The sequence below is a fragment of the uncultured Enorma sp. genome (genome assembly GCA_905210055.1).
GTDB lineage: Bacteria > Actinomycetota > Coriobacteriia > Coriobacteriales > Coriobacteriaceae > Enorma.
Map to the genome: position 1 here is coordinate 1 of CAJLVH010000052.1, position 11,412 is coordinate 11,412.

The window sequence follows — 11,412 nt, forward strand, 5'->3', positions numbered from 1 at the left end:
CGCGGCCGTTGCCGCAGGCGTACGCGTGGGAAAAACGCATCGCGCGTAATCAAACCGGAACATCTTCTTTTCCGCTCCTGAAGGACGGTCTCGAAGCGCTACCATAGATTTCGTAAAGAACACCTTGGGCGAGCTACGAAGAGAGGTGATTCTATGGCAGAGCGTACCGAGACCGTCCTTGCCTCGCGAGCGAAGACCGCGGCAAGCATCATCAAGAAGCTCGAGCAACATGGTATGGAAGGCCACTTTTGCGCTTCGCGCGGAGAGGCCGTCGAGCTCGTGCTGTCGTGGATGAAAGCGGGAGACTCCGTGACGTGGGGCGGAAGCGAAACGTTCAAGGAGTCGGGCATGAAGGCTGCGCTCGATAACGCGGGCTGCTACCGCATGGTCGATCGCACAACGGCTTCGACCCCCGAAGAACAGCGCGAGATGTGGCGCGACCGCACGAGCGCCGATTGGTTCTTCATGAGCGCGAACGCCCTCACCGTGAACGGCGAACTCGTGAATATCGACGGCAACAGCGACCGCCTTTCGCTCTTGCTTCACGGCCCCGCGCACGTGGTAGCGCTCGTGGGCATGAACAAGGTCGTCGCGGACGTGGACGCAGGCTTCAAGCGCATCCGCACCGTCGCCTGCCCGCTCAACGCCGCGCGCCTGCATACGAACACCCCGTGCGAGCTCACCGGCACCTGCGCGGAATGCCATGCCGCCGGCTGCATGTGCTGCAACATGGTCGTGACGCGCCACGCCCGCGGTGCCGGACGCGTGCGCGTGGTCATCATCGGCGAGGAGCTGGGCTACTAATCTACCTGCACAAACCTATGAAGAACCGGCCGCGCCTGACTCCCAGGCGTGGCCGGTATTGTAATGTCCCTTAGGAAAAAGAGGCAAAACGAAGGGCGCCACCGCTGCTGCGATGCCGCCCCTGTGTTCTGTACTTTGGACTCACCCCAAGCATCTCTTGAGCTTCGGCTTTCCTTCCCTGGAAGGAGCCCCCAACCGCTATAGATGCCTTCGAGCTGGTCTGCGTATCTTCGTTGGCTTCAATCCATGCTGCGACGGAAATCAACGGGTTGCTACAGGCATAGACCCCAAAAGCTAAGCCTCAAATCCGCAGGCAACGAGCCCGAACGCTTGCGGTTGATCTTCTAAACCCATTGGACTCGCCTCCTTCGGTCGTCGCTTACTTCTCTGAAGCGACCCTGTCTGTCACTCTCTTTGTTCCCGCTCAAGCAAGCGATAAACAACCGAATACGCGCACCTCGCCAACGGTAGAAAAGTGTCGGCAAGCGGCTACTGCGCAGTAGCAGCCGCGAACTCGGCGAGCACCGACGGGATGTCGATCTGCTGCGGACACACCGCCGCGCAGCTGCCGCAACCGATACACGCGCTCGGACGCTTGTCCTCGTCCATGATCTGCAGACGCATACGCGAGATGAAGTCGCCGTTACCGGTGAGTTTGCGCTGGTTGTAGAGGGCAAGCAGATCCGGAATATCGAGTCCCTGGGGGCAGTGGCTCGTGCAGTAATGGCATGCGGTACACGGCACCGTCCCCTGCGAGAGCATGCCGTCCACAATCTCGTCGAGCACGGCGCGGTCGGCATCGGTGAGCGGCCGCTCCTCCTCGAACGTCGCGATGTTCTCCTTCAGCTGCTCGAAGTTCGACATGCCGGAAAGCGTCACGCACACCTCGGGGACGCTCTGCACGAAACGGAACGCCCAGGCAACAGGCGTCTCATCCGGGCGCTGGGCTGCGAGCTTCTCCACATCCTCTGAAGAAAGGTTCGCGAGCTTGCCGCCGCGGACCGGCTCCATGACCCACACGGGCAGCCCGTGCGCACGGCACAGCGCCACCTTGCCCTTGGCATCCTGGAACTCCCAGTCGAGATAGTTGAGCTGGATCTGGCAGAACTCCATATGCTCGCCGTACGCCTCGAGGAAGCGCTCCATCACAGGAATGGCTCCGTGGGCGGAAAAGCCCACATGGCGAATGCGCCCCGCCTCTTTCTGCTTGAGCAGGTACGGCATGATGCCGTGCGCGGGGTTGAGATACTCGTCGATATTGAGCTCACATACGTTGTGGATGAGGTAGAAGTCGAAGTACTCCATGCCCGTGCGCTCGAGCTGCGCCTCGAAGATCTCCTCGACCTTATCCATGTTTGAAAGATCGTAGCCGGGAAACTTCGTGGCAAGGTAGAACGAATCTCTAGGATAGGCGGCGAGCGCACGCCCCATAGCCGCCTCGGACGTGCCGTTGTGGTAGCCCCATGCGGTATCGAAGTAGTTCACCCCGTGACCGATGGCATAGGCGACCATCTCCTCGGTCGCCGCCTGATCGATCGTGCCGTCGCCCCCGTCCAGAACAGGCAGGCGCATCGCGCCGAAGCCGAGCGCGGAGAGCTTGCACCCTTGGAAATCCTTATACAGCATGAGATGCCCCGCTCCTTCGCGGTCAAAGATTCGCCGACAACGAAATTACTTGTTCAGGAGCACGACGATCGCGACCACGATCGCCACAACCACGACTACGATGCCGACGATCGCGCCGATGAACCTCGTGCGCGAACCGCGCGTACGCTCGCGAACCGACCGCTCCACGCTCGCGAGTTCTTCGACTTCCGCAGCCTGCTGCTCACGCTCGGCGCGATCCGCCTCGAGACGCGCGGCGATGGTTTGCGTGACCTCGGGATGTGCGTGGATGTCGTTCGCCTCGTCGATGAGGGCTTGGGCGTCGTGTGCTTCTGCCTGCGCATCCTCGGCAGCCTGCTCTTGTTCGCGCTTCGCCTTCTCCTGTGCGGAAATCTGCTCCTTCATGCCGCGCTGACGCTCTGCAGCGGCATCCTTCGCCTCGCGATAGGTGTTTCGCGCCTCGTCGGCAGCGGCACTTACCTCGCTGAATGCCGCCTTCGCCTCCGCCATGGGCTTCTCGGCCTCGGAGGCAGCACGTCGTGCGTACTCGAGCGCATCGGCGAGCTCGCGCGTGATGCGCGGCAGATCCGCCGTCGCGAGCGCAAGCTCACGCTCGGCATCTGCGATCTCCTGCTCGAGTTCGCCTGAGCGCACGCTGTAGGCGGCGGAGTTGGCCGAAGGGTTGCGCTGAACCTCCACCTGTTCCTCTTTGAGCATCTTAAGGCGCGCGTCGGCGCTTTGGACCGCGGCTTGGGCGGCGGCAACACCATCCGCCTGCTCGCGCTCGGCCTTCTCGAGATTTTTCTTGGCATCGTCCAGGCGACGTTGCAGGCGGGCGCCGTTCTCACGCGCCGACGCCTCGCGCGCCTCCGCGGCATCAAGCGCCGCCTTGAGCCGCTTGTCGGTCTGGGCATCGGCGTCCTTCATCTGCTGAAGCTGCTCTTTCAAGGCGTCGATCTCTTGCTGGAGGCGATTCTGCTCCTGCACGGCGGCGGAGCCCGCCTCTGCGGCGGCATCGCGACGGGCGGTTTGGTCGGCTATGATCTGCGCGTAGTTCCCCTCGATCTCGCGACGATGCGCGAGCTCCGCCTCTTCGTTTGCGATGGTATCGTCGAGGGTCTCGAGCTGGTCGCGTGCCTCGGCATGCGCCTTGCGCGCGCTGCGCATCTCGTTCATCGCCGCGGCGCCCGTCGTAAAGAACGAGCCGACCGCCTCCACGGCAGACGCCCCCACCTCGTGGGAGGCAACCTCGTCAGGCTCCCCAGCGACGGGTTGCACGGGAGCAAGGTCGCCGGAATCGACGGGCTGCAGTCCCTGCTGGAACGTCTGGTCTTCCGTCGTCTGCTTGTTCATGTCTTCTGCCATGGTACACTCCCCCAACGCGCGTGAAGCTTCGGTTCCTTCAATGATATATGCCCATGCGGACACCGCTCGTTGCAATCGAAGTTTTTTCGCCCGTGTCAACTATCAGCGGTGCCGACAGGACGGCGCGCGCAGGCGCGGGGTGTCGCCCCGGGAGGGCTATTCGATGAACATCGCGTCGCCGAAGCTGAAGAAGCGGTAGCGCTCCGCAACGGCCTGCTCGTAGGCGTCCATGATCTGATCGCGCGTGGCGAGCGCGGAAACGAGCATCATGAGGGTGGAGCGCGGCACATGGAAGTTCGTGATGAGGCCGTCGACCACATGGTAGGTCGAGCCGGGCATGAGGTAGAGGTTCGTCGTGGCGTCCGCGCGGGCGACGATGTCGCCTGCGCCCACCACCGTCGCGGCATCCGACGCATCTTCGAAGCGGCGCGCCGTGACGGGCGGTTCGCTCACGGGAGCACCTGCCTCCCACGCGCTCTCGAGCGAGCGCACGGCAGTCGTTCCCACGGCGATCACGCGGTGCCCAGCGGCCTTCGTGGCATGCACGGCATCGACCACCTCCTGCGGCACGTGATAGCGCTCCGTGTGCATCACGTGCTCGGTGGGGTCATCCTCCTCCACGAGGCGGAAGGTGTCGATACCAACCTCGAGCTCGACCGTCGCCCAACCGACGCCCTTCTGCTTGAGGCGTTCGATGAGCTCAGGCGTGAAGTGGAGCCCTGCGGTGGGCGCGGCGGCGGAATGTTCCTCGCTCATGGCATACACCGTCTGGTACTTCTCAGGGTCGCCGGCGTAATCCGTGATGTAGGGCGGCAGCGGGACGTGCCCCGCGGCGTGGATCGCCTCATCGAGGGTGCGAGGCTCGCCCGTAGCGCCCTTGCCCTGCGGTGTGAAGCGCACGAGGCGCCCGCCGCGGCTATCGGGCACGAAGTCGACGACCTCGCCCGTAAGCACCACGGGAGCGCTTTCCGGCGCATGGATCCCGCCCGCGCGGTACTCGATCACCGCACCCGGCTTCAGGCGCTTGCCCGGGTTCACCAGGCATTCCCACACATGTCCGAGCGGGTCGATGTCCTCGCGGCGGTTGAGCAGCAAGGTCTCGGCCACGCCACCGGTCTTCGCCTTCCGGCCGATGAGCCGCGCCGGCATGACGCGCGTCTCGTTCGCGACGAGCAGATCGCCCGGCTCGAGGTAGTCGATGATGTCGTAGAAGCGACGGTGCTCCACGCTGCCGCCGGCGTCGAGCGGCACGACGTCGCCCGTGGTCGCAAGCGGTTCGCCGCGGTGCAGCACCAGCAGGCGGCACGAATCGCGCGGCTCCGCCGGTGCCTGGGCTATGAGCTCCTCGGGCAGGTTGTAATCGAAATCATCGGTACGCATGGCTACCTCGCTTTCTTATCCGGCTGAATAGCTTAGCACGGATGCCGAAGCGAAACGACCCGTTCTGAAGCGAGGTAGCCGCACGCTGCCTTTATGAGAAGAGTCGGCGAATCTCGTCGCGGCCTTCCTCGCTCGTGAAGATGATCGCCTCATCGCCCGACTCCAAGACGGTATCACCGTTCGGCACGATGAGGTTGCCCCCATGCTCCACGGCGGTCACGATGGTCTCCGCCGGGAACGGGATGTCCTTGAGGGCGAGTCCCGCCACGCGGGCATGCGCACCCACCGCCACCTGTACGATGCTGTGCTCGTCTCGACCGAGCTTCATGAGCGTGTACATGTCATGCACGTCCATGCCCTCAATCACGAAGCGCGCCGTGATTTCGGCCTGGTTCACACCCACGTCCACACCGTTCACCGCCGTGAACATCCACGCGTTCGCCGGATTGTTCACACGCGCCACAACGCGCGGCACCGCATATTCCATCTTCGCGAGCATCGACGTCACGAGGTTCGTCTCGTCCAATCCCGTCACAGCCGCGACAGCATCCGCGATGCGCACGCCCGCGCGCTCCAAGACCTCGGGATCCGAACCACTCCCCTCGATAACGGAAATGTTCGGGCATATATGACGCACGCGCTCGACGACCTCAGCGCGCTGCTCGATGACCGTGACCGCAATGCCGTCGTCCGTGAGGCGGGAGGCGAGATGGGCGCCGGTCTTGCCGCCGCCGACAATGATGACCTGCATGATTCCTCCTAATCGGTGATGCCGAGCATCTGCTTGAACTTCCTGCTGGCAGAGGTCGCCACGGCGGCGTAGATGATGTCGCCGGCGGCGAGCACGGTGCCCTGCGTGGGGATGAACGTTTCGTTATCGTGCGAGACGCTCACGATCTGCACCTCGCCGAGCGCGGAAATCTCGCGCACGGTAGCGCCGTCGAGCAGCGCCGGCACGTCCGCGCGAACCAGGCGCACATCGCCTGAGCCCACTTCGAACACGTTATCGAGGTGGTTATAGGTAAGGAGCTCGCCGATACGCGCGATGCCCCAGGCATTGGGCGAGACCGTCTGGATGTTCAAGCGACGGTATGTATCGGCCTTCGTAAGATCGTGCAGGCGCGCGATGACGCGGGGCACGCGGAACGTCGAGCGGGCGACATGCGCCACCACGATGTTCGCCTCGTCGGAACGCATGCAGGAAACGACGGCGTCCGTACGGTCGATACCCGCGCGCAGGAGCACGTCACGGTCGAGGCCGATTCCGCACACGCGCTTGCCAGGGAACGAATCTCCCAGCGCATCGAGCGCTTTCTGGTCCTGGTCGACCGCCGTGACCGAGAACCCCTGCCGCGCGAGCTTCCACGCGAGCCCCGATCCGATGAAACCCATGCCTACGATGATGACGTTCATAATCTCCACCTTTCAGATGGTGTATATCCTCAACTCTAGCGCTTCGCGGCGGCACACGCCCGCTCACGGCGGCGCAACCATGCCTTGCGAATCTCTTCGATAGCGATGACCAGCGGCGGGACGCAGCAGAGGAACGCATAATCCTGCCAGGCCAGCGGTGCGGTGTGGAACACGCCCTGCAGTGGCGGGAACGTGGTGAGAACCACCAGCAGCACCACTTCGAACACGATACCGATGAGGATGCGGCGGTTCGAGAAGAGTCCGATCTTGAATACCGAGGTGGTCTCGGTGCGGCAGTTCATGACCTGGCCAATCTGCGCGAAGATGATGCCTGCGAGCGTCATGGTCGTCGCCTGGATGTAAACCGGGTCGCTGTCGTTGCCCAAGCCCGCGAGCGGGATGCCCGGCCAGCCAGCGAGCATGTTCACCAGGAAATAACCAGCCATGGCGACGATCGAGGCCATGAGGCCGTACCACAGGAAGGCCTTCACGAGCACGCGACGGTTGAGCAGGCGCTCGTTGGGGTCGCGCGGAGGCTGATCCATGATGGTCTCCTCCGGCGGCTCGGTGCCCAAGCCGAGCGCCGGCAGCATATCCGTGCCCAGATCGATGGTAAGGATCTGCATGGTTGTGAGCGGCAGCGGCACGGCACCGCCCGAGAGCAGGTAGACAGCGTTCGGCACCGCTTCGGGCGCATTGGAGTTCAGGATGTAGAGCAGGAATTTGCGGATGTTGCTGTAGACCGCGCGCCCTTCCTCGATCGCGGCGACGATCGAGGCGAAGTTATCGTCCGTCAAGATCATATCGGCCGCCTCCTTCGCCACGTCGGTACCGGTGATGCCCATGGCAACACCGATATCGGCTTTCTTGAGCGCAGGGGCATCGTTCACGCCGTCGCCCGTCACGGCCACGATCTCGCCCATCTCTTGGAGCGCCGTGACCACGCGGAGCTTCTGCTCGGGCGCCATGCGGGCGAAGACCACTTGGCCGGCAAGCTTCTCCTTGAGCTCTTCATCGCCCATCTTCGAAAGCTCGAAACCCGAGATGACGGATAGCCCCTCACCCTCCACGATTTTCAGGCGCCGCGCGATGCTCGCTGCGGTGAGACCGTAGTCGCCCGTGATCATGACGATGCGGATACCCGCGCGATGGCACTCTGCCACAGCCGCCGCGACTTCGGGACGAGGCGGATCCATCATGACCTCGAGCCCCACGAAGGTGAGGTTGCACTCGATATTCTCGGGCGTGTAATCGCTCATGGCATCGGGGACACCCGCCTCCGCGTTCGCACCGTCGAGCGGGCGGTACGCCACCGCGAGCACGCGCAGGCCGTCGGCGGCGTACGTGTCGTTCGCCTCCATGATGCGTTGGCGGAGCTCCTCGGTCATGGGCTCGACCACGCCGTTCACACGAACATGGGTCGAAAGCCGCACGACCTCGTTCGGTGCGCCCTTCGTGAACGCGATGCGGCGCGCCCCGTCCAGCGGGTACTCAAGGGCATGCACGGTCGTCATGCGCTTGCGGCGGCTCTCGAACGGCAGCTCCTTCACGCGGGGCATGCGCGCCTCGAGCTCGGCGCGATCGATGCCGCCCTTCTGCGCGGAAACGATGAGGCACGCCTCCGTGGGGTCACCGTAGACCTCGTAGCGCTTGCTCTCCTCTTCCGGCTCGGCGAGGCGTGCGTTGCCGCAGAGCAACCCGCCTTCGAGCAAGAGCTCGAGGTCGGCATCGTCCACAGCGCGCCAGCTGCGTCCCTCGGCTTCTATCTGACCCTTGGGCGCGTACCCCACGCCGGTGATCTCGTATTCGCGCGTCGCCGTCCACAGATGGTTCACGGTCATCTCGTTCTGCGTGAGCGTACCGGTCTTATCCGTGCAGATCACGCTCGTGGAGCCAAGCGCCTCCACGGAATCGAGCTTCTTCACCAGGGCGTTCCGGCGACTCATGCGCTGCACCGCCATAGCGAGCGAAAGCGTCACCGTGGGCAGCAAGCCTTCAGGAATGAATGCCACGACCATGCCGAGCGCGAAGATGAACGACGACGCGAACGGTTCGTGCACCACGAACAGGGACAGGCAGAAGAACGCGATGCCCATGCACATGGCGAAGATGGTGACCTGCTTCGTGAGGCGGTTGAGCTGACGCGTGAGTGGGCTCTCCGCCGCCTGCATGTTCTGCGTGAGGCTCGCGATCTTGCCGAACTCCGTGTCCATGCCGATGCGAAACACCACCGCGCGGCCGTTGCCTTCGGACACGCTCGTGCCAGCGAAGACGAGGTTGGGGATCTCCGCGGCGGAAAGCCCCTCTTCGAGCACCGCGTCCGCGGTCTTGCGGGACGGGGTGGATTCGCCGTTCAACGTGGATTGATTCACCTGCAAGTCTGAACTCGCGATGACGCGCGCGTCTGCAGAGATCTTGTCGCCCTCGGCAAGGAGCATGACGTCGCCCGGCACGAGGTCTTCTGCCAGGATCTTCTGCTCCTGGCCGTCGCGAATCACCGTGGCATAGGCCGGCAGCATCTTCTTAAGCGCCTCGGTCGCCTGGCTCGCACGCGCCTCCTGCCAGAAGCTGAACACGCCGTTGATGATGTTCACGAGCCACACTGCGACGCCAAGCTCCGGGAGCCCCGCGATGAACGCGATGGTGCCCGCGACCCACAAAAGCACCGCCATGAGGTGTGTGAAGTTCGCGAGGAACGCAATGACGGGCGACTTCTTCTTTTCGCTTTGGATGACGTTTTTTCCGAAGCGCCCCTGGCGTACGGCCGCCTCGTCCGAGGCGAGTCCTACGCGCGCCGTCTCAAGTTCGCCGAACACGCCGTCGATGGGTGCCTTGCGGATGGCATCGAGCGCATCCAGATCCGTTGCGGCGACGGATGCCGGGGCACCTGAGCCCAAACTGCTTCCCATGAAACCTCTCCTTCCCTGATCGCGGAGTGCCGGCAGCACATCCGCGATTGCGAAAGCATCTTAGTCACGGGAAAAAGCAGCTTCAAGGGGTTCGGCCATATCTTTGTGGCATCTTAATGCCCGGCTGCGCAGGGTGCCCGATCTTGCCGTTCAAGCCTTCGGGCGTCGCACGAAGGCGTGCGCGCTCGACTTTCGCGGCAACCTCGGGCACCCTGCGCAGCCGGGCGGGGGTGCCTGGTGCGATTGCAGCTTTACAGCCGTTGCATACGGTAGCCGACGCCTACATGCGTCTGAATGAGCTTCGGTTGCGACGGGTCGCGCTCGATCTTCTTCCGAAGCGTCGCCATGAAGACGCGCAGGCTCGCGATGTCGGAGTCCCACGACGTGCCCCAAATCTCGTGCGTAAGGTACGTGTGGGTGAGCACCTTTCCCACGTTTTTGCACATGAGGACGAGCAGTTTGTACTCGATGGGCGTGAGATGCAGCTCTTCACCGTTTAGATACGCGCATCCCGCCGCATAGTCCACGTGCAAAGGACCGTTCTCGAACACGCTCTCGCCCGGGTCGTCACCGAGCGACATGCGAGCACGTCGCTGCCAGGCACGCACGCGAGCGAGAAGCTCTTCCACGGAAAACGGCTTCGTGAGATAGTCGTCCGCTCCCGTATCGAGCGCTTCGATCTTGTCCGCTTCCTCGATGCGCGCCGAAATCACGATGATCGGCACGTTCGACCATGAGCGCAGCTTCTTGATGACGGCGATGCCGTCCACATCCGGAAGACCCAAATCGAGCAGGACAAGATCTGGGCCATGCGATGCCGCCTCGAGAATCGCCGCCTCGCCCGTGGCGGCGGCCTCCACGTGGTAGCCATGCATGGCAAGAGCTGTCGCGATAAGACGGCGCACCGCCGCATCGTCCTCTACCACGAGGACGGAGAGCGTCCCCGCGCTGTCCGCACCGGCCGTTGAAGCTAGCTTCGGTTCCTTATCCATGGATTGCGACCTCCTCTGCGGGAAGCGTGAACGAAAAGACAGCACCATGGGGCACGTTGTCGTGCACCTCGATGGCGCCACCGTGCGCCTCGACGATGGAACGGCAGAGCGCGAGCCCTAATCCGAAGCTCCGCTGCGCATCTGCGGGACGCTCCGCCTTCGCACCGGAATAGAAGCGATCGAACACATGCGGCTTGTCATCGTCCGCCACGCCCGGCCCGTCGTCTGCGACCGTCACACGCACGAGCGCCCCTTCGCGCCGAGCGTACAACCGGATGGTCGAACCTGCCGGGGTGTACTTGATGGCGTTACCCACGAGGTTCGTGAGCACCTGGATGATGAGGCTTGCGTCGATGCGCACGAGGAGTATCTCGTCCGCGGGTTCGATGACAATGTGGTGCTCGCCCGCTTGGTTCGCGAGATGTGACACCGCCGCTTCGAAGATGTCATCGATGAGCTCGGAGTTCAAGGTGAGCTTGATGGTGCCTTCGTCGAAGTGCGTGATGGTGAGCAGGTTTTCAACCATGTCGATGAGCCAAAGCGAGTCGTGGTACACATCGTCCAGCAACGCGCGGCGCTGCTCGGGCGCAAGGCGACCGGAATCATCGCGTAGAATTGCTGCCGCACCCGAAATCGCCGTGAGCGGCGTACGGAGGTCATGGCCGAGCGAGCGCAACAGATTTGCTCGGAGCTGCTCGTTGCGCGCAAGCACGGCAGCCTCTTCACGCTCGCGCGCCTCCCGTTCTCGGGCGAGTTCGAGCGCGCACTCGCCGATGATCGAACGAGCGATGGAGAGCTCGAACGAGTCGATATCGCGCTCGGCAGCACGAATACCGACCACACCGAATGCCTCATCATGCGTGCGCACGGGCAGGAATATGCCGTCTCCCATGGGAATGGAAACGATTTCTGAAGCCTCGGCAGACACGGGCGGCGCAGGGGCG

Annotated in this window: 9 protein-coding genes; 1 reads left to right on the plus strand and 8 read right to left on the minus strand. The window is 63.5% G+C overall.

From position 1 onward, the window contains the following. Positions 1–153: 153 nt before the first annotated feature. On the plus strand, positions 154–804 hold the full coding sequence (locus QZ079_RS04840; protein ID WP_297035796.1) for a lactate utilization protein: 651 nt from the start codon (positions 154–156) through the stop codon (positions 802–804). Between the two features lie 489 nt (positions 805–1,293). On the opposite strand, the gene QZ079_RS04845 is transcribed toward QZ079_RS04840, so the two are convergent. The 8 genes from QZ079_RS04845 to QZ079_RS04880 form a co-directional block, all read right to left on the minus strand. Further along, complete coding sequence (locus QZ079_RS04845; protein ID WP_297035798.1) at positions 1,294–2,430, minus strand: aldo/keto reductase; 1,137 nt, start codon at positions 2,428–2,430, stop codon at positions 1,294–1,296. A 45-nt stretch (positions 2,431–2,475) separates the two neighbouring features. Further along, on the minus strand, positions 2,476–3,774 hold the full coding sequence (locus QZ079_RS04850) for a hypothetical protein (protein WP_297035801.1): 1,299 nt from the start codon (positions 3,772–3,774) through the stop codon (positions 2,476–2,478). 156 nt (positions 3,775–3,930) lie between these two features. Further along, positions 3,931–5,154 carry a tRNA preQ1(34) S-adenosylmethionine ribosyltransferase-isomerase QueA gene (queA, locus tag QZ079_RS04855; RefSeq protein ID WP_297035804.1) on the minus strand — a complete coding sequence of 408 codons (1,224 nt, stop codon included), beginning with the start codon at positions 5,152–5,154 and terminating at the stop codon, positions 3,931–3,933. 91 nt (positions 5,155–5,245) lie between these two features. Further along, positions 5,246–5,905 carry an NAD-binding protein gene (locus QZ079_RS04860; RefSeq protein ID WP_297035807.1) on the minus strand — a complete coding sequence of 220 codons (660 nt, stop codon included), beginning with the start codon at positions 5,903–5,905 and terminating at the stop codon, positions 5,246–5,248. An 8-nt stretch (positions 5,906–5,913) separates the two neighbouring features. Next, the gene (locus QZ079_RS04865; protein ID WP_022349872.1) at positions 5,914–6,567 is read right to left on the minus strand and encodes a TrkA family potassium uptake protein; all 654 of its coding nucleotides are present in this window, start codon (positions 6,565–6,567) and stop codon (positions 5,914–5,916) included. A gap of 35 nt (positions 6,568–6,602) precedes the next feature. Beyond that, on the minus strand, positions 6,603–9,476 hold the full coding sequence (locus QZ079_RS04870) for a cation-transporting P-type ATPase (protein ID WP_297035813.1): 2,874 nt from the start codon (positions 9,474–9,476) through the stop codon (positions 6,603–6,605). Positions 9,477–9,727: 251 nt separating this feature from the next. Next, positions 9,728–10,468 (minus strand): response regulator, encoded by a 741-nt coding sequence (locus QZ079_RS04875; RefSeq protein ID WP_297035817.1) that lies wholly within the window; start codon positions 10,466–10,468, stop codon positions 9,728–9,730. Beyond that, positions 10,461–11,412, minus strand: a 952-nt coding sequence (locus tag QZ079_RS04880) for a sensor histidine kinase KdpD (protein ID WP_297035820.1), incomplete at its 5' end; no start/stop codon positions are given. The genes QZ079_RS04880 and QZ079_RS04875, both read right to left, overlap by 8 nt.

Bases quoted from the DNA above. Each gene is read 5' to 3' on its own strand.
- QZ079_RS04840 (WP_297035796.1), top strand. From the start codon at position 154: ATGGCAGAGCGTACCGAGACCGTCCTTGCCTCGCGAGCGAAGACCGCG.
- QZ079_RS04845 (WP_297035798.1), bottom strand. From the start codon at position 2,430: ATGCTGTATAAGGATTTCCAAGGGTGCAAGCTCTCCGCGCTCGGCTTC.
- QZ079_RS04850 (WP_297035801.1), bottom strand. From the start codon at position 3,774: ATGGCAGAAGACATGAACAAGCAGACGACGGAAGACCAGACGTTCCAG.
- queA (WP_297035804.1), bottom strand. From the start codon at position 5,154: ATGCGTACCGATGATTTCGATTACAACCTGCCCGAGGAGCTCATAGCC.
- QZ079_RS04860 (WP_297035807.1), bottom strand. From the start codon at position 5,905: ATGCAGGTCATCATTGTCGGCGGCGGCAAGACCGGCGCCCATCTCGCC.
- QZ079_RS04865 (WP_022349872.1), bottom strand. From the start codon at position 6,567: ATGAACGTCATCATCGTAGGCATGGGTTTCATCGGATCGGGGCTCGCG.
- QZ079_RS04870 (WP_297035813.1), bottom strand. From the start codon at position 9,476: ATGGGAAGCAGTTTGGGCTCAGGTGCCCCGGCATCCGTCGCCGCAACG.
- QZ079_RS04875 (WP_297035817.1), bottom strand. From the start codon at position 10,468: ATGGATAAGGAACCGAAGCTAGCTTCAACGGCCGGTGCGGACAGCGCG.